Raw genomic sequence first — 20,923 nt, 5'->3', positions numbered from 1 at the left:
GATAGCTTTCGAGCACTTAGCATTTATTTTACATCCGAGGAGAAGCCTATGTTATTAGAAGCACACAACCTCAGCAAAAGCTATCAGGAAAATCAGGAGCCCATTCTCCGTGATTTGTCGCTGGAGATTGAAAGCGGCCAATTCATCGCCATCATGGGGCCGTCTGGTTGCGGGAAATCCACTCTTCTCAATCTTCTATCCACTATTGACAGACCTGACCAAGGACAGATTCTTTACCAGGGACAGGACTTGCTGGCTATGAAAGACAAGGACTTGGACCGCCTTCGCAGAGAGTCTTTCGGCTTTGTCTTCCAGCAGGCAACCTTCCTGAAAAATCTAAATATCCTAGACAATATCTGCCTACCGAGTATCATTGGTAAGAAAGGCAGTGAGCGAAAGGCAGCCTATGAGCGCGCCAAGGAGTTAATGGCTCTGACTGGGATTAAGGACATTGCTCACCGCTCTATCCATCAGGTATCGGGCGGCCAGCTCCAGCGAGCCGGCATCTGCCGGGCTCTCATGAACCAGCCTCGAATCATTTTTGCTGACGAGCCGACAGGAGCGCTCAACTCTCAGGCTGGCCGTCAAGCTATGGAGCTCATGCAGCACTTCCACCAGCAGGGCGCAAGTATTCTCCTGGTGACGCATGATGCCAGCGTGGCTACCTATGCAGACAAGGTCCTGCTCATTTTAGATGGCAAGATAAAAAAAGAAGTTCTATTTGACCCAGCTGCTAATCAGGATGAGCGACGTCAGCTGCTCTTGGCGGAGCTCAATCAGATTGGCATATAAGAAAAGAGGCCCTTTGGCAGAATGCCGGGGTCTCCTTTTTATGATATAATAGGTTGAATACTGACAGATAAGGATGAAACTATGACACCGCAAGAATTTTACCAGCTATTGAGCCAGCAGGGAATCGAGCTGACCGACCGCCAGAAAGACCAGTTTGAGCGTTATTTTGAACTCTTGGTCGAATGGAATGAAAAAATCAATCTGACAGCTATCACCGAGAAGAATGAAGTCTATCTCAAGCATTTCTATGATTCAATAGCGCCCGTTTTGCAAGGCCTGATTGGTAATCAAGAGCTTAAGCTGCTGGACATCGGAGCCGGTGCTGGCTTTCCCAGCCTCCCTATGAAAATCATCTGCCCCCAGCTGGATGTGACTATCATTGACTCGCTCAACAAACGCATCAACTTCCTCAAACTGCTGGCAGAGGAGCTGGAGCTGGACAAGGTTCATTTCTACCACGGCCGTGCAGAAGACTTTGCTCAGGACAGGGCCTTTCGAGCTCAATTTGACCTCGTCACTGCCCGTGCAGTCGCTCGCATGCAGGTCCTATCTGAACTGACCATCCCCTATCTGAAAGTTGGCGGGAAGCTCTTGGCTCTCAAGGCTTCCAATGCTCCTGAAGAACTGGAAGAAGCAAAAAATGCCCTCAACTTACTCTTTAGCAAGGTCCAAGACAACCTCAGCTATGCCCTGCCAAACGGTGACCCCCGCTTTATCACAATGGTGGAAAAGAAGAAAGAAACACCCAACAAATACCCCCGCAAAGCCGGTATGCCAAATAAAAGACCGTTATAAGAAAAAAATCAGGCAAAAATTGCCTGATTTTTTATGTAACCGACTAGAAGTTCAATATATTACAAGACTACGATAAGTACAAAAAAGCCGCTTACTCACTGTCCTGTTCCTCTAGTTTTAAAACATTGATAAATTCTTCATAAGAATTGACTACATGATCTTGACCGTCTTTTGTGATATTACCATAAACAGTTAAGTTATCAAATAGTTGCTTGTCTTTCGGTATTAAAAGACTGTAAATGTCTGACATCAGTTTAGGATCTGTCTTATCCGTCAAAAGATATAATTGACCTCCTTGATTCGTCATCAAGTCATAAGCTTTAGGGTACTCCTCCTTTAGGCGCCAGTCTAAGGATTGTTTAATAACTGAATTTGGGAAAGAGATAGATGAGAATATATTATCAATAGGCTCTTTATAATATGTTTTTAAACTTGTAGAATTACTAATAATATCAGTTCGCTTATCTTTTGGAATTTCGATATCTTTTGGAACACCCTCTATTTTTCCTGTCGCCATATTAAACAAAACTATACGGCCACTTCCGCCCCCAACCTTTTCTAACTCTACTGTTCGATATTCTTGATTATCATAACTAAAGTAAGCAGAATAAGTCGCAAAAGGTACATAACTATCATCATATTCTCGAATCGCTTCAAGTAAATCATATTCCTTACGAGATAACTTATTCGTACTAATATCGTAGACCTGTATTTTCCAAAACTCCCCCCAACTTAAATCTTTCAGATTAAAATCAGGATCATGAAACTGGCGAACAAATTGATAGCTGTCCGTTGAAAGATAGTGCTTTCCATAAACCGCTACACCAAATCCCACTGCCGGTCCTTCGCCACTGTCATCATCTGGGCTTTTTGAGTCAATAATTTGGGAATTTGCTTTTTTCCATGAAATAACTAAGCCTTGTTTGTTTGCAATAAATTCGTAAGCTCGTGGTTCAATTGCATAGTTTCTTTCTTTATAACGATTATATGTAAAATATCGATACGCATCGTAAGAGCCAACTAAAGACAAAACAACTACGAGCACTGCTATAAATTTCCATTTTTTCTTCATATTACTCCTTCCCTTTCAGCATATAACTCTCCAAAAGATTATGAAAATAGCATCTAAATAGGAGACACCATAGAAAATCATACCTTCATAAGGAACATGCTCCATCCTACCTCCACGGGTTATAAAAGCGGCCGTGATTGACTGCGAAGAGGACAAAGCAGAGTAATAGAAAGGCGACTGCCAGTGTCAGTACCAGCATATCTCGTTTGCTTAGAGCCTGATAGGTATACCAGGTCCGTTTTTTATTTTTTCCGAAACGGCGCAGCTCCATGGCTGTGGCAATGGTATTGATGCGCTCTAGTGAGCTGAAAATCAGCGGAATGATAATCTGCAGATTTCCCTTCACGCGCTGAGCCAGTTTGGCTTTCTTGGATAATTCCTGCCCACGCGCTTCCTGAGACATTCTGATTAGGAAGAATTCTTCCTGCAAATCTGGAATATAGCGGAGCGTCAGACTGACTGCGTAAGCAATTTTATAAGAAATACCAAGCTGATGCAGGCTGGAAGCAAACTGACTGGGATGGGTTGTCATGAGGAAAATCACTGCCAGAGGAATAGTAGAAACATACTTGAGCAGGAGATTAAAGAGGTAGAACAGCTCCTGAGCTGTTAGATTATAAGCTCCCCATCCGGTCCAGAGGACATCTTTGGCCCCGTAGATATCGACACCATACTCAGGCGCAAAAAGATAGACCATCACTAAGTTAAGAGCAGCAAAGGATGCCGCAAAGACTAAAACAAATGAAATGTCTCGGATGCGGATACGGGACAGCCGAAAGAGACAGAGGGACAGCAGGGCTAGCCCCAGCAAAAAGCGAGTATCGTAACTAATCATGGCCGCCACTGATACCAGAACGAAGAACAGCATCTTGCTGGCACCGGACAGACCATGAAGAAACGTGTTGCCTGAATGGTAGCCGATTAATTTTCGCTGATTAAGCATGCTTGTCCTCCTTTTTTCGCATATAAAACTCGGTCAAAGCCAGAGGATCGGCACCAATCTTCTCAGCCAGAGCAAAGATTGACGTTTCCTTTAGATGAGCCGCTGCAATCAACTCTTGATCTGTCAGAACCTGAGCAGGCGCCTTATCGGCTAAAATCTGACCATCCACCACAACTACTGCCCGATCTGAGTAATCCAGCATCAGCTGCATATCATGGGTAATCATGATAATCGTATGTCCCTGCTGGTTGAGCTCGTCTAGAAAGTCCATCATCTCTGTATAATGGCGCTGGTCCTGGCCAGCTGTCGGTTCATCCAAGAGGATAATCTCCGGATTCAGCACCAAGATAGACGCAATAGTCACCCGCTTCTTCTGGCCGAAAGACAGGGCCGAAATCGGCCAACTACGGAATTCATAGAGGCCGCACGTTTTAAGAGCCGCATGGATCCGCTCTTCGATTTCCGCTTCTGCCAGTCCGCGCAAGCGCAAGCCTAGAGCCACTTCATCAAAAATCATGGCTGCCGAAATCATCTGATTGGGATTCTGCAGGACATAGCCAATCCGCTCAGCTCGCTCCTTGATGGAGTCTCCTTTGATATCCTGACCCTGCCAGCTATAGCTCCCCTCAGTCTCGATAAACTGACAGAGGGCCTTGGCCAGGGTTGACTTACCAGCTCCATTTTTACCAACGATGGCTATCCGCTCACCCTTGAAAATCTTCAGATTGATATCCTGCAAAATAGGCTTGCCGCCGCTCTGGTAAGCAAAGGAAACGTGCTCCAGTTCCAGCAAGGGCTCCTGAGACTCTTTGTCAGAGTCAGACCAGTCCCTGCCCTCAAAGGTCACATCTGCTAGCTGCAGCTGATCCAAGCGGGACAAGTCTTCAGTCTTTTCCACTTCAACGCCCAGCTGGCGCAAGGTCGTAATGTAGAGTGGTTCGCGGATACCATTTTCAGCTAGCAGCTGGGTTCTGAGCAGGTCATCCGGCTGTCCATTAAAGAGAATGCGTCCGTCATTGACAAGCACTATTCTGTCTACCGGTCTGTAAAGAACATCTTCCAAGCGGTGCTCGATAATCAGAGTCGTCGTTGCCGTCTCCCGATGAAGCTGGTCAATCAAATCAATGGTATCCTGCCCTGACTTGGGATCCAGATTGGCCAAGGGCTCGTCAAAAAGCAGAATAGGACTCTCGTCAATCAAAACTCCAGCCAGACTAACGCGCTGCTTTTGACCGCCTGATAAATCCTGGGGCCGATGCTGCAAAAGCTCTGATAAATCCAGCTTCTCTGACCAGGTTCGGACTTTTTCGCGCATAAGCGACAGCTCCATCACATCATTTTCCAACGCAAAGGCCAAATCTTCTGCTACGCTAAGCCCGATAAACTGGCCATCCGTGTCCTGCAAGACCGTGCTGACTAGATTGGACTTATCATAAATGCTGGATTCAAAGGCTGGCTGCCCCTTAATCAAAAGCTGACCGCTGGCCTCTCCTTTATAAATGTTAGGTATAATTCCATTGAGGCACTGGCCCAGCGTTGATTTACCAGAGCCAGACGGACCGACAATCAGAACCTTCTCCCCCTCGTAAATAGTCAGATTAATCTGCTTCAGGGTCGGCTCAGACTGGGCTTGATATTGAAAGCTAAAGTCTTCAAATTGGATAATTGGTTTTTTCATCTTATTTCTCTATAGTGCCAGAGAGATTTGAATCGCTAGATTGGCAATCTTATCTTTTTCGTCTAAGTCTGCATGATTGGCCAGGTTGCGCATATCCCAAGCTTCCTCTGATAAGTGGTCGGCTGCATAGAAGAACTGGCAGACGGTTATCTCTCGAAAAGCTGCTAAAGCCGCTACAGCTGAGCATTCCATATCCACACAGATAGCTCCCTCAGCCTTTCTCTGGCGGAGTTTAGCTACCGTCTCACGGTAAATGCCGTCTGTCGTCCAGACCTTGCCCTTGCTATGGGAAATACCGCGCTCATCCAGAAAAGCCGTCAGAAAATCTTTCAAGCCAAGATTGACTTCCTGCTCACGGCTAGCTGGCTGGTAGTGATAGCTAGTCCCCTCATCACGCAGGGCCTCCGTCGGGATAATGACGGACGTTTCCTTAATCTCCTCATCCAAGATACCGCAAGTACCAAAAAGCACCAGTTTCTTTATGCCAAAAGCAATCAAGTCTTCCAGAATAGCTACACAGGCCGAAGCTCCAACCGGTGCATTGAAGAGAGCCAGTTCCCGTCCATCTGCAAAAATACGATAGATAGGAATTTCAATATTAGCCATGCTAGTTGTCGTAATCAGTTCATAATCAAAATCCGCCAACATCCGCGCAAAGGTCTCCCTAGCAAAGCAGGAAACAGCCGTCTCCGGAAAACCCTCTATGGATTCATTCAAGTCCTCTGGGTTAATGATGGCCTTGCGACTTTGGTCAAATTCTTCAAGTATCATAGGCTTGCCCTCTTATCCCTTTCTTCCTGATGAAACAGTCAGCAGATGTCTACTGACTTCATCTTACCATTGTATCATAAAAAGGCGGTCTGCTGAACGCTGCCTGCATATTTTCTACATAGCCAAAGCCATAGGCAGGCTCTATAGCTCAAGTGAAGTGAGTTCTTTGCCCAATGAGTTTCCAACAAAAAAAGACTGGGCAAAACTCCCAATCTCATCTTACATAAGGGCTGTTGCAGCAGTAATCAAGCCAAATACGATGCCCGGCATATTAGCCGCTGCCAAAGGAATGTCCCGCTTCTCTTTAAATAAACCATAAATGACCCAGAGTGTACAGTTTAGAGTAGCTACTGAAGGCTGGATAAAGTCACCCTTGTTACCAGCTAGATTATTCATAATCTGTGGGATATAGGAAACATACATCATAACAGACATAAAAGTGGCCACCCAGCCCAAGATTAGCATGTGTTTTTCTTTCATTTCGTTCTCCTTTTTATAAAACTGACCTCTATTCTATAGCTTCTTTTTGAAATTTTCAAGATATTTTCAATAATGTTATCAAAACGAAAAGAGTCACAAAATTGTGAGAACTGCTGATAGCCCTAAAAAAAGCCGCCTTTTGGCAGCTCTGTTAAGATTCAAAAAGTAGATTTTCCTAGCCTTTAAAACTTCGGTTCTCCATCGGGAAGTTGATCTAAAATGGCTTCCAGTTCCAGTCGACTAAGTGGCTGAATCCGGATCTGGCTGGAATCCAGATAGCTACGGTGAGTGTCCGGAATCTTCTCTAAAAAAGCTTTTAAATCCTTTGTTGTCAGATATTTATACCCCTGCGGACTGCTGGCATCCTCTATCAGGATATGAAGATGCCATTCCATATCTTGACTAGCACCGCTCTCAATCATCTCTTTAATCAGGTAGCCCTTGGGCATGGGCTGAGTTGGAAGGACTGTGTCCACTCCTTCTGCCAAGACATAAGAACCCAGGTATTTCCCACCCTGATCCTTATAATACTTAGGAGTAGAAAATTGACTCTGAACCTGCTGCATCTCAGCCATCTGCCTGCCAAACTCCTCCACAGGATCTTCTGCCTTGAAAAGTTCCAGAAGTTTTTCCTGCGACATATACAAATCATGAGCATAGCCTTCGAAAACATGCATAGGCGCAGCTGCAACTCTGGCATCGTTCAGGCCGTAGAGAATATCCGCTTCAAGATCAATATTAAAAATCCCGTCAGCAGTGTATGTGGTGCCGTATTCATCGACAATATCCTGCTTCATCTTTTGAGCCAAACGACTCATGAAGAGAATGGCCCCTTTCCAATCACCCACAGTTGATGGTGTCAAGACGCGGACCTGATAGGTTTCCCGGTCTGGCAGATAATAAACTTCAAACCCGCGGCCTGCCCCTTCCCAATAGACAGCCAGAAAAGTTCCGACCTGATCCAAGGATTGATAAGCCTTATCGCCCTCGAGGCCTATGACCTCAAGCCCTTCTACTAAGGAAACCAGAGACAAGGGTGTTTCGACCGCCTTATAGCTAAACAAGCCCTTTCGGTTCTGAATGTAAAAAGAAATACTCATACCATGCTCCTTTCTAACGACAAAAGCCTTTCAAAAAGCGAGAAAATGCAAAATCAAAACTCAATACTGGTACAAACTAGCTTTTCTCCAAGACTTTTAAAGATAAACTTCATTCGCAAAACGGACTCTGGTATTAGTATAACATTTTTGGAAGAAAAAGACGAAAAAACCTGTATCCATGAAGATACTTTTCGATTGAAAGCTTCATCAATACAGATTCTAAGAATATATTTGAATTTCATAAAAAGACAATGAATAAACTTCTAAGAAAGCCAAACTCATCTGAGCACTTCTCATTTTTTATTCTGCTGCGTCAGCTCCTGATTGTAGGACAAGGCTAGCTTGATCCAGTAAGACAGTTCTTTTTGTCCTTCGCCATCTAAATCAATATAGCCATGATAAAGCCTACCCTTCATTAAAGTCACGCTAGCACCATTTTTAGGCAGAACCTGCTTTTCCATTTCCTTACCGATGCGTACCATGATAAGCTCTTGACTTCTCGAACTCACAGTAACGGTCATCTTACCTCGGACCATAAAAGCCAAACCACCAAACATCTTCTTCTCTTCCATCTCTTCTTCAAAAACATGAGGAGGAAGTTCAGTAGCTAAAATGGCACGGACTTGCTGGGCTAGGGATTCACTATAAGCCATCCTTCTACCTCATTTCATCACATCCCAGCCGATGCCAAAACGGTCAATCAAGCGACCATAAAACTCTGCGAAAGCTTGTTCCTCTAAAGGATAGAGAATTTGTCCACCTTCAGCAAGTTTGGCAAAGAGCTCATCGGCTTCTTCTCTACTGTCTGGGCTCAGAACTAACCATTGATTGGGCTGGTGATTGCTAGGAATTGATAGGTCGTTAAAAACGCCTACATCCTCACCATTCAGGGTTAAGTTTTCCGTATCTAAGGCAATCCAGGCAACTTTATCCCGTCTTTCTGCAGGAAGGTCTGCTGGATCCAGCATCTCACTGGCTCGGACAAGTCCCTTTATCTCTGTCTGAAAAACATCCGCATAAAAACGAAAAGCTTCTTCGGCCTGACCATTAAAACTTAAAAACACGTCTAATTTCATTATTGTTCCTCCGATTTCTTATATCTGAGAATAAATCTCTAGTATCAGTTTATCAATTAGGATAAAAATTTTCTTATTCTCAATTGCTCTTGTTTGGCTAGGGAACGCATGATTAAAACTGGAAGATTAACTGTAATAGGTGGATCGCTGGGTAAGGGCCTGCGCATGCTGATTTCCTCTTGATAGATGCTATCGCCTGAAAAAGTGAGAGGCTCATCGCTGCCCCAGCGAAAGTTATGCTTCAAGACATAGTTTTTAGTTAGGCGTAAATCCTCCAGCAATTCACAGGCCAAAAGATAGTAGTGACCATCCGGTACATTTTCAAAAGTAAACCGTCTCTCCTGACTCAGTGCTACTCCGATAACCGGCTCTTCTTTGGGTATGCGGGTTTTAAAAAGCCCGACACAGCTAATGCGTGGTTCATACCCCTCAGGATAAGATAGCGCCACAGTCAACCGATTGCCACTTTTACAGTCGGGCTCCTGATGTAACAAAGCTCCCCTCTCATCCAGCTGTTTGACTATAAAATCATAAGCCTTGGTTGATTCCTGGTAATATTTTTTAGGCGAAAGTCCAGTATGCCGCTTAAACGTATTGGAAAAACTGCCTAGACTATCATAACCAGCTTCCATAGAGGTCTCGGTCACATTTTGCCGTCCTTCCACAATTTCCTGAATCCCTTTTTCCATTTTAAGAGCTTCCATATATTGCTTGATAGAAAAGCCCATCTTTTTCTTGAAAGTTCTGGATAGATGAGAAGGACTATAATGGAAATACTGAGCCAAATCGGTCAGACTCAGCTCTTCATCTGCATGCTGACGCAGATAGGCTGCCACTTCTTCCATGATAGCTTTAGACATAGACTTGCTCCTTTCCCATTTATTTAAGCCCATTATATCACATCAAAAAGAAGGGACAAAACATCGAAACCTGAATAAAGAAAAGAAGAAATCAAGTGATGCTCCGCGAGATGTCCCAAGAATCAGCGGAAATAGTCAGCTTTTCCAAACCTCTGTCCAACAAGACTTTTACCTGTAGATAAATGATAAAAAACTTTAGACGCTTGAAACATCTAAAGTTTTTTATCTTCACAATTAAATTACTGAGCCACCAATGTTTCCAAGCTTTCTCCAATAGCAGCCAAACGCTCTACTACTTCTGCCTGGCTCAGGCCGTTTTCAGCAACATAGCGGTTGCGAGGGTGAATACGACATTCATGAGAACAGCCACGGAGATACTTGTCTTCATTTTCTTCTGAAGTCAGGATGCGGCGGTTACACTCTGGATTGCCACAGTTGACATAGCGCTCGCAAGGAGTACCGTCAAACCAGTCTTTCCCAATCACGACTGGATCAACACGGTTGATATCAACGGAGATACGCTCATCAAAGACATACATCTTACCGTCCCAAAGCTCACCTTGGACTTCTGGATCCTTGCCATAAGTCGCGATACCACCATGAAGCTGACCGACATCCTTGTATCCTTCACGTACCATCCAGCCTGAGAATTTCTCACAGCGAACACCACCGGTACAGTATACAACCACGCGCTTGTCCATGAACTTCTCCTTGTTATCACGAACCCATTGCGGCAATTCGCGGAAGTTGCGGATGTCTGGACGGATAGCTCCGCGGAAGTGACCCAGATCGTACTCATAGTCGTTACGAGTGTCTAAGACAACAGTGTCTTCGTCCAAGAGTGCTTCCTTAAATTCCTTAGGTGATAGGTAAGCTCCTGTCGTCTCCAGCGGGTTGATGTCATTGTCAAAATCATTGTCTTCCAAGCCCAAGTGCACGATTTCTTTCTTGTAGCGAACAAACATTTTCTTGAAAGCTTGCTCATTTTCTTCGTCAATCTTGAACCAAAGGTCTTCCATGCCTGGTAGGGAATGAACATAGTCCATGTATTTTTGAGTGGTTTCATAATCACCAGAAACCGTTCCGTTGATTCCCTCATCTGCCACCAAGATACGGCCTTTAAGACCGATAGATTTACAGAAAGCCAGATGATCAGCTGCAAATTTCTCAGCATTCTCAATCGGAACATATTTGTAGTAAAGTAGGACGCGAATATCTTTTGCCATAAGATTTCAACTCTCTTTTCTCTATAAAATTTTCTGAATTTTTTAATTCATCTATTTATTATAACCTGATTGAAAAAACTGGGCAAAATATTTGTTTGAAAAATAGCAGAGCTGGAAAGTTTAAATGAGAAGGACAACTTATCTCTCTTCTTCCAATTGGTCCAAATACTTCTCAAAGCGCTTTTTCTGCCATTATCTTACAGATTCTCCTTTCACTTTATAAATTTCTATAATACAATATATAATTTACATTATGTTTTTTATTTTGTACAAAAAAAGACTGGGAATTCTCCCAATCTTTCAATTTTTGATGTAATCAATCCTTTTTCAGACTTCCTGCGCGGGTGCGGGTGCGAGCGTAAGCAGTCAGCAAGACTGTACCGATGACTGCTACTGTCGCAGAATTCACCAGAATTGCTACAATACTTTGAGCAATAACCTTATTGACCGGCTCACCAGATACAATCACGTCACCAATCGGGCCGATTAGCCAAGCGATTGCATTGGCTCCAAACTGAATCAAGTTAAAGCGGATAATGTCCTTGACTTCAAATTTGCCTTCTTCCACTTGGAAGAATTTTCTAAAGAAGCCAACCAATAGACCGAAGACTCCACTGCCGGCAATCCAGAACCACCAAAGTCCTCCACCGCTCATAGCGTCTTTAATGGCGTGGCCAATGAAGCCCATCAGGAAACCGACAATTGGACCAAAGATGACGCTAAAAAGAGCTTGCAGGGGATATTGGAGCTGGATGCTGGTATTGGGTACAGGCGTTGGAATATTAATCATTCCGATGACCACGAATAGGGCTGCTCCAATTCCTGTTGCGACTACGTTTCTGATTGTATTATTTTTCATTTTCTTCTTCCTTAATTTTCAATTCTCTTGATTTCAATATGCCACTGGGCACCGACACCAACATTGTAGGCCTTAGCAAAGGAACCTTGGTTAATCGCTAAGCCAACCCGATAGAGGGAGTTGATATAGAGGATAGGCTGACCGATGCGGACATCCGCAAAGGACTTGCCATAGGTTACTTGGTTTTGATAAACCAGCATGTCATTATTGTAGATGGTAACCTCGAAGCGGTCGCCAAATTCTGGTTTTAAGGTGCAGAATTCTTCGCGGGTGATAGAGGTCCAAAGAGAGCCAAAGCGGACATCCAGGATATCAATAGCTCCGCTGACATAATTATCCGCAAGCGTAGTTTCGACTACCTGAATTTCGACGATGTCTTCGACCTTGAGTTCTGGTCCGACTTCTTCAAAGCTGATATGGCCGCTGGCTAGCTTAGCACCCGTATAGGCATAGACATCACGGCCGTGGAAAGTGTAGGAATGCTCAGTATCCTTGCGGCGATTTTCCACTTCAGAAATTTCCCGAATGGCCTCAATTCCGACATGCTTCTTGATGAAAGATAGGGTACCATTGTCAGGCGTGACGATGTACTGTCCTTTTTTAGTCTTGGCTACCACACTCTTACGCTTGGAACCAACGCCTGGATCCACTACTGACACAAAAGTCGTTCCTGCTGGCCAGTAATTAACTGTCTGAAAGAGACGATAGCTCCCCTCAAAGATGTTGTAAGGGGTGATATCGTGAGTCAGATGATGAATTTTCAAAGTGGGCGACTCTTCTAGCGCCACTCCGATCATGGCTGACACAGCTCCATCTACCAGACCAAAGTCCGACTGGAGCACGAGTAAATTGTTCATATTTTCTCCTTAGTTATATTTTCAATGGTATTTAGACCGAAGCTGACTTGGAATGTCTAGCTTTAAGGATTTTCCTTCCTAACAAGACTCCAAGTAAAGCCCCCAGTAAAATGCTGGCTACAAACCAGATGACTAAGCTGGGTTCTGGCTTAAGCATGACTTGCTCGATATAAGCTTGAGTCTTTCCTCTGGCAAGAAGACTAGCTTCATACTGCTTGGGCGCCAGCCACATTAGGAAAATAGGACCCGCTGTGCTAAAGCTGAAAACCATAAAAGACAGCAAGCTTCTAACAGTCTTTTGATAGCCGCCTGACCGAGCTATAAGATCCGCTAAAATACCACAAATCAAACCTGGTAGAAAGGCTCCAAAGCCATGTCGACTGAACAGAAAGAAGAGACCTAGCAGACAGCCTAGGCCGCTGATCAAACCGAAGGTCTTTATTTTCTCAGTATAGAAGATGAACAGAACTCCGCCAAAGAAAGCTGTAAAAGCCGGAGCGTAAAACATATTGCCGGAGCGGTCAAATAAAAGCCCAACCAAGACGCCTAAGAGCATGGCTAAGAAATAAAAGAGGTAGAAGAAACCAGCCTGCTTCAGTTCGTCTTTTCTTATAGAGTATAACATAAGCCTTCCTTTCCCGCTAGTCAGCTCGACGATAACTACCAATCAAGTCTTGAATGAGCTCTATGTGCGTATAGTAGTCAGCAATTTTCACATTCTCATCTCCGCCGTGATCTCGACTATTAGCATTGCCAAGTCCGAAAGCCGCCATAGGAACCTCCAAGGCTGCATAGACCGTGTGCATCGGACCAGTTCCAGCTGAGGTCGGCAGAACAGAGATGCCCTCTTGGTAATAATCTTTAGCCAGTTCGATAAGATTGAGAATGGAAGGTGCACTCATGTCGCTTCGATAGCTCATCTCTCCCAAGGTATAGGTCAGCTCAACCGCTGGATAGCCATTTTTATCCAGCTGCTGACGAATCTTGTCCAAAACATCTTGTGGTTCCAGACCTGGCACCAGACGAACCTCCATCTTAGCCTGGGCATCTGAAGGTAAAATGGTTTTAACCCCTTGGCCTTGATAGCCTGATCCGAAGCCTTCAATATTCAGCGAAGGTTCAAAGTAAAAGCGACGGAGAAATTCCTTCCGCTCGTCCAGCAAAACCGGTAATTTCAAGCCATAGACCTGACTCAACTCTGCAGGAGTCCGCAGGGCATATTCCTCAATTAGGGACATCTCCCGTTCATTTGGCTCTTGAACTTGCTCATAGATTCCTTCAACTAAGATACGGCCGTCTGGACTGCGCAAGCTGGATAAAGCATTGAGCAAATACCAGGAAGCGGAATTGATAACGCCACCGAAGCTGGAATGAATGTCTACATCTGCACTTTTGACCGTCATGTCAAAGGTAACAATCCCCTTGTTACCGCCCGAGATTTCCAGCTGCCCTAGATTGTTGCGACTGCCTTGCTCCCAGACCAGCAAATCCGCTCCTCGCAGGCGTTTGCGATGCTTGGCCAGATATTTATCTAAGTCTGTCGAAGCGGACTCTTCTGCCCCTTCCATCATAAAGATGATATTGACCGGCAAATCACCGTGCTCTCGAATATACTTGCGAACGGCTGTCAGACGAGCAGTAATGTGCCCCTTGTCATCATCCACTCCTCGCCCATACATAACCCCGTAATGAACCGACAGTGTAAAGGGATCATTGGTCCAGGGCTGGTCATCGTCTGCCGGCACTGTATCGTAGTGGTTGTAGAAAATAATGGTCTTAGCGGCAGGATTTGAAGAACGAAACTCCGCCAAAATAAATGGAGCAGTATAGCTGTCGTCAATCATGACCTTGGCACCTGCAGCTGTAAAAATCTCTCCTAAATAATTGGCTACTTCCTGAAGACCAACCTGCTGGGCAAAGATCGATTTTTTAGAGATCAAGGTCCGCAGCACTTCAAAATAGTGCTGGGCTACCTCGTCGTTTTCAAATTTCTTGATTTGTTCAGTCTCAGTTGAGAAAGGCATGCGTTACTCCTATTAACAGCAGATAAAGGGCTGGGGAAATAAGCTTCCCCGCCCTTATCGTATTTCTTGTATCAAAGTCTAGTCAGTCAAATGTAGACTGGACTTGATGGGATTTCTTACTTGATATCTTTTGCGTCTGGCAGGTAAGATCCGCCAAAGAATTCTTGAGATAGCTTTTCAAGCGTACCATCCTCATAGAGTTCCTTAATCCGCTTGTTGACAAATTTTTGCAAGTCTTCCTGACCGCTTGCAATAATCGGATAAACATAAGGCTGCTGGTCGCTTGGAAGTTCAATCACTTCCAGATTATTCAAACCTTGGTCTTTGATAATAGACTCTACAGTTATGCGCTCAAAAACTTTATAGTCCGTACGGCCGTCATTGAGATTAGCCAAGATTTGCTGAATGGTTCCGTCCGTATAATTGATTTTTGTCGGATTATCGCTATGTTCCTTGTTGTAGTCCTCTAGTTGCTGAGCTGTTGAAGTCCCCTGAACAACCTCAGTAGACTTGCCGCCAATATCATCCAGCGATTTGATGCCCTCACCCTTACGGACAACTAAAACCGTTGGATTTTTCGCATATGGACTAGCATAGAGATATTTGTTAGCACGTTCTTCAGAATAGCTGATATTATTAGCACCAATCTGGTAACGGTCACTGTCCAGACCTGAAAAGATAGAAGCCCACTTGGTCTTATTAAAATTGACCTCATACTTGTCTGATCCCTTAAAGATAGCACGAAGGACTTCGATATCATAGCCAGTCAGTTTACCGTCTTTATCCTCGTATGAAAATGGTTTGGTCGTCCCCACTGTTCCGACTTCTACCTTTGTTTTCTCTGTTTTCTTCTCACTTGATGATGAGCAAGCCACCAAGGCACCAATGGCCAAGACACTGACGGCTGCCAGAGAGAAGTATTTCAAGGTTTTCTTCAGGTTCATATTTCGAATTCCTCCTAAAAAGTCTTTCTTTATCATATCAAATAAGGAGAAACTTGACCATTATATATTTTTTATGGAGGTGATAGCTTTTCTTTATCAGCTCTGAGGCAGTCATTTACTCGACTTTCTGCCTGTAGTGCTGCAGGAGAAAGAGGGCACTTTCGACATAGTAAGGAACGGAAACTTTGAAGGCTTCGTCGTCAATGACCATGCTGTCATGATGGAGGTCAGGAGCATTTTCCGCACCATTTGAACCGATAAAGGCAAAGACGCCTGGAAGCTTCTCCTGATAAAAGGCAAAATCTTCTCCAGCCGATGAAGGACTGGCAGGCAGGACCTCTGCCAGATTCTGTGAATGCTCATAGAGCAGCTCAGCCAATTCGGGGGCATTATAGGTCACTGGCGGTGTATGGTCCCAAGAAATCCTGACTTGAGCTCCAAAATTCTCCGCTGTGTTCTCTACAATTCGGATAAAGTCTTCCTTGAGACGCTGCTGCAAGGATGGATTGAAACTGCGGATTGTCCCTTCAAAAAAGCCCGACTGCGGCAGTACATTCCAGGTCGCTCCCGCTTCGATATGAGTTACAGACAAGACGGCTGCTTCAAAAGGAGACACAGTGCGGGCCACTAGAGCCTGCAGATTTTGAATCATACTGGTCAAGGTCAATACTGTATCAACACCCAAATCTGGCCTAGCCGCATGGCTGCTGACACCTTCTACTTCAACCTTGAACTTCTCAACCCCAGCCATCATGGCTCCAGCTTTAAGTGCCAGCTGCCCCGCCTTAAGCTGGGGCATATTGTGAAAGCCGATAATCGCAGACACATCGTCCAGCAAACCAGTCGCAAGTACCTGACTGGCTCCCAGAGAAGTTTCCTCAGCCGGCTGGAAAATCAGACGAACCGTCCCTCTCAAATCTCCTTCCATAGCCTTGAGCAGCTCCGCTGCCCCCAAAAGGCTGGTCTGATGAAAATCATGGCCGCAAGCGTGCATAACGCCTGCATTCTGACTGGCGTAAGGCAGACCTGTCTGCTCCAAAATAGGCAGAGCATCGATATCAGCCCTCAGGGCAATAATCGGCTTGCCAGAGCCAACCTCGGCAACCAAGCCCGTTTTCAGATTGGATTCTAAAATCCTTATCTCCAAATCTTCCAGATAGCCTTTTAGGAAAGCTGTCGTTTCAAATTCCTGCCCAGACAGCTCTGGATGCTGATGAAGATAATGCCGCGTTTGCATCAGTTTATCATAAAATTTTTTCATGGCAGACTCCTTCTAAAATAAACTCAAAATAAGTACCAGTTATTGAAAATTAGAATAAGATATTTCTATAATAGGAAGTTTTTGTAACGTAAAACGAACAAATTTATCAGCAAGAATCTGCTTCGATAAATCTGTTCGTTTCTTTCTATTAATGACTCTTTATATGATTAAAGAATCATTTTTTCTTTTAATAAGAATTTCCACTAAATGCTCGAACAAGCGATTTGTAGCCAATACTATCAGACGTATCAACTACCCACTTGCCATTTTTCTTGACTAATTTAAGTTCATAGCCTTCATTTTCCATGTACTTACTTGTCACTAACGGAATGCTGTCAAATTGACTTGGGGCTTGTTCTAAGATGTATTTTTCAGCAGCAGAGTATGCATCATTATAGTTAGAGTAATCAGCCTTATGTTCATCTGCAAATTTTGAAATTAGATCATAAGTTCGGATATTTTCCAAGCCAATTGTCTCAGGACGAACATAGACAATTGCGCTTTCAGGGAAGAAACTCTTCACTTGATAGCTAATCTTAGCACGTTTTGCATTCGCCTTAGCATAGGCATCTACAAATGTACGTAACTCTGCTTCAGAAGGTTTGTAGTAAGTGAATTCTTCTCCAAATTGTGTTGTGAAAGCTTTTGTAAAATCACTCTTGGCCTTAGCTAAATCTCCACCTAGAACAAATTCATCTCCCTTATCGGCATCTTTATTTTTCTTCTTATCATCTTTTTTATCTGCTAATGGGGTAAGGGTCGCAGAATTGGGGTTGTTGTTGCTAACATTTCCCGCATTAGCTGAGTCAGCTCCGTTTAAGAAAACTTGATCAACATATTGTTTAGCAAGGTCTTCAATTTTTTCAACATTATCAGGATATTTAGCAGCATCAACTTTAATAGTGACATCTTCTTTTTCTTTCGCATCTATATCAGTATAGAGAGGAGAATAATGAAGTTCGTACTTTTCTTTCGAATCTACTTCAAAGACAACATAGCCGCTGATACTCTTGTTTTTAGAAACTTGTTCAAATGACATTGTTTTAAATTTATCATTTGAATCATAAACATTAAGTGGCTTAATTTTTTCATCATCAGAATTATATAGTGTAATATCTCCCTCAGAAAGGCGGAGTTTCTTATCACTCTTATTCTTAATTTCAACATTTAAAGCAAGATATTTTGAATCTGAAGACTCATCATTTGGCAAGACATAAGTACCGCCTTTTATTTTAACATCTACATCGTTATTACCAGAAACTCCATTCTCACTTGCTTTTTTAGTAAAGCTACAACCAGTAAGAAAAACAACCAAGACTGAAAGAAATAAATATCGAAAAACCTTTTGCATGATTTTCTCCTTTTTATAATATAAAATATAACATCAAAAAGAGCTACTAATTATATCTTATTTGTCTTGAAAAGATAACCATTAGTTACCAAAACTATAAAGATAGTCTGTTAAGAAAGTTAAGCATCTCTAATTAAAAACATTATAATTTAAAATTTATTTTACCATATTTGCCTATTAGTGTAAACCCTTTTTTTACACTTTGTTTACAAAACACCAATACAAAAGATATATTTGTAACATCTCATTAATATTTTTTCTCAAACTAAAAAAGCCGATATAAACTCAGCTTCTTATAATTATACTGTAATTAGAATCCATCTACATTCGTATAGATCTTTTGGACATCTTCGTCGTCTTCTAAAACGCTATAAAGTTTTTCAAAGGTTTCGAGGTCCTCACCAGTCAACTCTACTTCAGACTGAGGAATCATTTCCAGCTCGGTTACTTGGAATTCTTGAATGCCAGATTCACGCAGAGCCACGATAGCCTTGTGAAGGTCAGTTGGCGCTGTATAGACAGTGATGCTTCCTTCTTCTGCTTCAACATCATCAACATCCACATCCGCTTCCAGCAGCTGTTCAAAGACGCTGTCGGCATCGTCACCCGCAAAGACAATCACGCCTTTATTATCAAAAAGATAAGATACAGAGCCGCTAGCTCCCATATTACCGCCATTTTTACCAAAAGCAGCACGAACATTGGCTGCAGTCCGATTGACATTTGAAGTCAGGGTATCGACAATCAGCATAGAGCCGTTTGGCCCAAATCCTTCATAGCGGCCTTCGGTAAAGGTTTCGTCAGTGTTTCCTTTTGCTTTATCGATGGCCTTGTCAATGACATGCTTCGGCACCTGAGCCTGCTTAGCTCGGTCAATAACGAATTTCAAAGCTGTGTTAGACTCTGGATCTGGATCACCTTTTTTAGCTGCTACATAGATTTCCACACCAAACTTAGCATATACTTTTGAGTTCGCGCCGTCTTTGGCCGTTTTCTTTGCCACAATATTGGCCCATTTACGTCCCATTGGAGATTCTCCTTTTGATAAATTACATTTTTAATCTTTCTTATTATAACACAGGGAATCAGAAAAATCACTAAGAAAAAATGATTGTTCCTAGAAGATTCTGGTTGGTTTCTTCAACTTCTACTAGGCTAAAATCGATACAAAATTGATTTCTGTTTTCAATTCCATAAAAAATCCAGTCGCTAAAAGAGCAACTGGACGGTACATTCTATTTCCCGAAACCGGCAGGCCTGTCATAACGGTCCTTTACCGAAATCCATCAAAAATATCACTGATAATTTTTCACAATAGGCAAATCCGGTTTGCACCTGCTTAAGCAGGCAAAAACATCCTCTATTCTGCCATCCAAAAATGTGACATCTACTCGGACGGACTTACCATGATAAGGCTTGACATATAGGTAGTCTCTCCGATAGTGCCTGACTCCCAGTCGAAAAGAAACCTGCCCGTCAGAAGTTCGGCCCCAAGCCGGCCGGTAAAAGACACTTTCCAGCTGATTCCAAGCAAAGCTATGCTCTTTCAAGAAAGCGCCTCGCACGGTCAAGCCCCACTCTGTTCCCGCAAGAACAAAGCAATTTTTACTCAGCTTACGTCCCGCATGAACTATTGCAAAGATTTCGACTACAGCAGTCATGAAAAAAGCAAGTATAAAAGGCAAACTGAACGAACGTATTCCTGATCCAGGCATGGCTTTATCAATTGAAAACAAGAGTAAGGAAGCTAAAGCGCCGAAAATGATGCCTAAGGCTAAAAAAACAGATGCTAAGATGACTATGGTCAAATAGAGTCCCCTACGATAGCGAAAAGCAAATAATAAAGGCATGACTTTTCCTTTCTTTCTCAGCTAATCGTTTTGCTTATGCTTTACTGAGGCGCTTTAAACTCATCTTCCTCTACCTTATTCCAGTCAGAATATTGAGTATCTGTTTGAACATCCAAACTACCTTCTTCACCCTTATAAGATAGACCTAGCTTAAAGTCTTTTAAGAATAAGGTCTTTTTATCCAAGCGTACTTCTAACGTTTTATCCATATCAGCCTGAGTAACACCTGTCAGCTCTAGTTTGAATTCTTCACCAAAGAGCCCCAGCAAGTCAGCATTTTTACTGCTTAATTTAAAGACATATTCATCACCGCTTTCCTTTACAGTGACATCATCAGCCATTTGATAAAAGCCATCCATGAGTTTGAAATAATCGGGCTGAACATAATAATCTGCCCCGCTTCCCATTTCTTGCTTAGTCCATGTTCCATTTTTAGAAGAACGAGTATACAAAAGTTTATCCTCTCCACCTGGCATAATCGCTTCTTGATAACTCTCCTGACCGCTCTCTTTTCCATCTATTACTAAATGCCCCTTGGCCAGTTCATCCGTGCTTTTATCATAGAGAAGGTCTCCGCTCATCGTTTGAGTTTTATTGGAACCATCTACAGTGATAGATAATTTCACCTTCATTTTCATTGAAGTTAGATCTTCATTCGCAGTTTCTGCTTTCTCCAAGAGTTCTTCAATATCGTCAGAAGAAGTATTCTTCTGGCTCTCACGGGAGCTATTCTCAGTCCCACCTTGATTCTTTTGAGAATGCTTCTGCCCAATCAAGCTACAAGCACCTAAACTAAGCGTCAGTAAAGCTGTAAGTGCCATAAAGGTAATCTTTTTGAATTTCATGAGTCTTCCTCCTTTGAGACATGGATAGGAAAGATAAGCATTCAATCAGCACAGCAATGTTTTATTGACCGAATGCTAGCTTTCATACCTACAGTCAAACCGCTAAAAAGCAAATCATGCTCCTTAGTGAAAACAAATT

Annotated in this window: 22 protein-coding genes; 2 read left to right on the top strand and 20 right to left on the bottom strand. The window is 43.2% G+C overall.

Annotated features, from left to right (window positions below; all coding sequences use genetic code 11):
• Nucleotides 1-48 precede the first annotated feature (48 nt).
• Nucleotides 49-792 carry an ABC transporter ATP-binding protein gene (locus RSK81_RS03040; protein ID WP_002925604.1) on the top strand — a complete coding sequence of 248 codons (744 nt, stop codon included), beginning with the start codon at nt 49-51 and terminating at the stop codon, nt 790-792.
• 81 nt (nt 793-873) lie between these two features.
• Entirely contained in the window at nt 874-1,587 is a 714-nt protein-coding gene (rsmG, locus tag RSK81_RS03035) for a 16S rRNA (guanine(527)-N(7))-methyltransferase RsmG (protein WP_002925605.1), read from the top strand.
• Between the two features lie 91 nt (nt 1,588-1,678).
• Here rsmG and RSK81_RS03030 read toward each other — a convergent pair whose 3' ends face one another.
• The 20 genes from RSK81_RS03030 to RSK81_RS02935 form a co-directional block, all read right to left on the bottom strand.
• Complete coding sequence (locus RSK81_RS03030; protein WP_002925607.1) at nt 1,679-2,659, bottom strand: hypothetical protein; 981 nt, start codon at nt 2,657-2,659, stop codon at nt 1,679-1,681.
• A gap of 106 nt (nt 2,660-2,765) precedes the next feature.
• Complete coding sequence (locus tag RSK81_RS03025) at nt 2,766-3,602, bottom strand: energy-coupling factor transporter transmembrane component T family protein (RefSeq protein ID WP_002925608.1); 837 nt, start codon at nt 3,600-3,602, stop codon at nt 2,766-2,768.
• Nucleotides 3,595-5,280 (bottom strand): ABC transporter ATP-binding protein, encoded by a 1,686-nt coding sequence (locus RSK81_RS03020; RefSeq protein ID WP_315687386.1) that lies wholly within the window; start codon nt 5,278-5,280, stop codon nt 3,595-3,597. The genes RSK81_RS03025 and RSK81_RS03020 overlap by 8 nt, the downstream gene beginning before the upstream one ends.
• Before the next feature lie 9 nt (nt 5,281-5,289).
• Nucleotides 5,290-6,051 (bottom strand): nucleoside phosphorylase, encoded by a 762-nt coding sequence (locus tag RSK81_RS03015; protein WP_315687385.1) that lies wholly within the window; start codon nt 6,049-6,051, stop codon nt 5,290-5,292.
• Nucleotides 6,052-6,270: 219 nt separating this feature from the next.
• A complete protein-coding gene (locus tag RSK81_RS03010; protein WP_315687384.1) occupies nt 6,271-6,531 on the bottom strand; it encodes a SemiSWEET family transporter in 261 nt (86 codons plus the stop codon).
• 182 nt (nt 6,532-6,713) lie between these two features.
• Nucleotides 6,714-7,631: a DUF4299 family protein gene (locus RSK81_RS03005; RefSeq protein WP_002911913.1), complete on the bottom strand. Its 918-nt coding sequence runs from the start codon at nt 7,629-7,631 to the stop codon at nt 6,714-6,716.
• A 293-nt stretch (nt 7,632-7,924) separates the two neighbouring features.
• Nucleotides 7,925-8,284, bottom strand: a complete 360-nt coding sequence (locus RSK81_RS03000) for a TfoX/Sxy family protein (protein ID WP_002911912.1) — start codon at nt 8,282-8,284, stop codon at nt 7,925-7,927.
• Nucleotides 8,285-8,293: 9 nt separating this feature from the next.
• On the bottom strand, nt 8,294-8,707 hold the full coding sequence (locus RSK81_RS02995) for a VOC family protein (protein WP_002911911.1): 414 nt from the start codon (nt 8,705-8,707) through the stop codon (nt 8,294-8,296).
• A 56-nt stretch (nt 8,708-8,763) separates the two neighbouring features.
• The gene (locus RSK81_RS02990) at nt 8,764-9,567 is read right to left on the bottom strand and encodes an AraC family transcriptional regulator (protein ID WP_315687383.1); all 804 of its coding nucleotides are present in this window, start codon (nt 9,565-9,567) and stop codon (nt 8,764-8,766) included.
• Nucleotides 9,568-9,806: 239 nt separating this feature from the next.
• Entirely contained in the window at nt 9,807-10,793 is a 987-nt protein-coding gene (locus tag RSK81_RS02985; protein ID WP_002913828.1) for a rhodanese-related sulfurtransferase, read from the bottom strand.
• Nucleotides 10,794-11,109: 316 nt separating this feature from the next.
• The gene (locus tag RSK81_RS02980; RefSeq protein WP_002900998.1) at nt 11,110-11,652 is read right to left on the bottom strand and encodes an ECF-type riboflavin transporter substrate-binding protein; all 543 of its coding nucleotides are present in this window, start codon (nt 11,650-11,652) and stop codon (nt 11,110-11,112) included.
• 11 nt (nt 11,653-11,663) lie between these two features.
• Nucleotides 11,664-12,509, bottom strand: a complete 846-nt coding sequence (locus RSK81_RS02975) for an S-adenosyl-l-methionine hydroxide adenosyltransferase family protein (protein ID WP_002911906.1) — start codon at nt 12,507-12,509, stop codon at nt 11,664-11,666.
• 31 nt (nt 12,510-12,540) lie between these two features.
• Nucleotides 12,541-13,134, bottom strand: a complete 594-nt coding sequence (locus tag RSK81_RS02970) for an MptD family putative ECF transporter S component (RefSeq protein ID WP_002911905.1) — start codon at nt 13,132-13,134, stop codon at nt 12,541-12,543.
• 16 nt (nt 13,135-13,150) lie between these two features.
• Entirely contained in the window at nt 13,151-14,533 is a 1,383-nt protein-coding gene (locus RSK81_RS02965; RefSeq protein WP_002911904.1) for a M20/M25/M40 family metallo-hydrolase, read from the bottom strand.
• Between the two features lie 116 nt (nt 14,534-14,649).
• Complete coding sequence (locus tag RSK81_RS02960) at nt 14,650-15,477, bottom strand: amino acid ABC transporter substrate-binding protein (RefSeq protein WP_032913365.1); 828 nt, start codon at nt 15,475-15,477, stop codon at nt 14,650-14,652.
• 115 nt (nt 15,478-15,592) lie between these two features.
• Nucleotides 15,593-16,738 (bottom strand): M20 peptidase aminoacylase family protein, encoded by a 1,146-nt coding sequence (locus RSK81_RS02955; protein ID WP_002911902.1) that lies wholly within the window; start codon nt 16,736-16,738, stop codon nt 15,593-15,595.
• Nucleotides 16,739-16,925: 187 nt separating this feature from the next.
• Nucleotides 16,926-18,089: a DUF4352 domain-containing protein gene (locus tag RSK81_RS02950; protein WP_002901007.1), complete on the bottom strand. Its 1,164-nt coding sequence runs from the start codon at nt 18,087-18,089 to the stop codon at nt 16,926-16,928.
• 310 nt (nt 18,090-18,399) lie between these two features.
• A complete protein-coding gene (locus RSK81_RS02945; protein ID WP_002901009.1) occupies nt 18,400-19,116 on the bottom strand; it encodes a YebC/PmpR family DNA-binding transcriptional regulator in 717 nt (238 codons plus the stop codon).
• Nucleotides 19,117-19,384: 268 nt separating this feature from the next.
• Nucleotides 19,385-19,750, bottom strand: a complete 366-nt coding sequence (locus tag RSK81_RS02940) for a hypothetical protein (protein ID WP_002901011.1) — start codon at nt 19,748-19,750, stop codon at nt 19,385-19,387.
• A 230-nt stretch (nt 19,751-19,980) separates the two neighbouring features.
• On the bottom strand, nt 19,981-20,784 hold the full coding sequence (locus RSK81_RS02935; protein ID WP_002911901.1) for a DUF6612 family protein: 804 nt from the start codon (nt 20,782-20,784) through the stop codon (nt 19,981-19,983).
• Nucleotides 20,785-20,923 lie beyond the last annotated feature (139 nt).

Source organism: Streptococcus sp. DTU_2020_1000888_1_SI_GRL_NUU_041A (assembly GCF_032387735.1).
Classification (GTDB): Bacteria; Bacillota; Bacilli; order Lactobacillales; family Streptococcaceae; genus Streptococcus; species Streptococcus sanguinis.
This window is presented reverse-complemented; position numbering and strand designations above follow the sequence as displayed.

Coding starts and splice junctions, on each gene's coding strand:
- RSK81_RS03040 (WP_002925604.1), top strand. CDS start 49: ATGTTATTAGAAGCACACAACCTCAGCAAAAGCTATCAGGAAAATCAG.
- rsmG (WP_002925605.1), top strand. CDS start 874: ATGACACCGCAAGAATTTTACCAGCTATTGAGCCAGCAGGGAATCGAG.
- RSK81_RS03030 (WP_002925607.1), bottom strand. CDS start 2,659: ATGAAGAAAAAATGGAAATTTATAGCAGTGCTCGTAGTTGTTTTGTCT.
- RSK81_RS03025 (WP_002925608.1), bottom strand. CDS start 3,602: ATGCTTAATCAGCGAAAATTAATCGGCTACCATTCAGGCAACACGTTT.
- RSK81_RS03020 (WP_315687386.1), bottom strand. CDS start 5,280: ATGAAAAAACCAATTATCCAATTTGAAGACTTTAGCTTTCAATATCAA.
- RSK81_RS03015 (WP_315687385.1), bottom strand. CDS start 6,051: ATGATACTTGAAGAATTTGACCAAAGTCGCAAGGCCATCATTAACCCA.
- RSK81_RS03010 (WP_315687384.1), bottom strand. CDS start 6,531: ATGAAAGAAAAACACATGCTAATCTTGGGCTGGGTGGCCACTTTTATG.
- RSK81_RS03005 (WP_002911913.1), bottom strand. CDS start 7,631: ATGAGTATTTCTTTTTACATTCAGAACCGAAAGGGCTTGTTTAGCTAT.
- RSK81_RS03000 (WP_002911912.1), bottom strand. CDS start 8,284: ATGGCTTATAGTGAATCCCTAGCCCAGCAAGTCCGTGCCATTTTAGCT.
- RSK81_RS02995 (WP_002911911.1), bottom strand. CDS start 8,707: ATGAAATTAGACGTGTTTTTAAGTTTTAATGGTCAGGCCGAAGAAGCT.
- RSK81_RS02990 (WP_315687383.1), bottom strand. CDS start 9,567: ATGTCTAAAGCTATCATGGAAGAAGTGGCAGCCTATCTGCGTCAGCAT.
- RSK81_RS02985 (WP_002913828.1), bottom strand. CDS start 10,793: ATGGCAAAAGATATTCGCGTCCTACTTTACTACAAATATGTTCCGATT.
- RSK81_RS02980 (WP_002900998.1), bottom strand. CDS start 11,652: ATGAAAAATAATACAATCAGAAACGTAGTCGCAACAGGAATTGGAGCA.
- RSK81_RS02975 (WP_002911906.1), bottom strand. CDS start 12,509: ATGAACAATTTACTCGTGCTCCAGTCGGACTTTGGTCTGGTAGATGGA.
- RSK81_RS02970 (WP_002911905.1), bottom strand. CDS start 13,134: ATGTTATACTCTATAAGAAAAGACGAACTGAAGCAGGCTGGTTTCTTC.
- RSK81_RS02965 (WP_002911904.1), bottom strand. CDS start 14,533: ATGCCTTTCTCAACTGAGACTGAACAAATCAAGAAATTTGAAAACGAC.
- RSK81_RS02960 (WP_032913365.1), bottom strand. CDS start 15,477: ATGAACCTGAAGAAAACCTTGAAATACTTCTCTCTGGCAGCCGTCAGT.
- RSK81_RS02955 (WP_002911902.1), bottom strand. CDS start 16,738: ATGAAAAAATTTTATGATAAACTGATGCAAACGCGGCATTATCTTCAT.
- RSK81_RS02950 (WP_002901007.1), bottom strand. CDS start 18,089: ATGCAAAAGGTTTTTCGATATTTATTTCTTTCAGTCTTGGTTGTTTTT.
- RSK81_RS02945 (WP_002901009.1), bottom strand. CDS start 19,116: ATGGGACGTAAATGGGCCAATATTGTGGCAAAGAAAACGGCCAAAGAC.
- RSK81_RS02940 (WP_002901011.1), bottom strand. CDS start 19,750: ATGACTGCTGTAGTCGAAATCTTTGCAATAGTTCATGCGGGACGTAAG.
- RSK81_RS02935 (WP_002911901.1), bottom strand. CDS start 20,784: ATGAAATTCAAAAAGATTACCTTTATGGCACTTACAGCTTTACTGACG.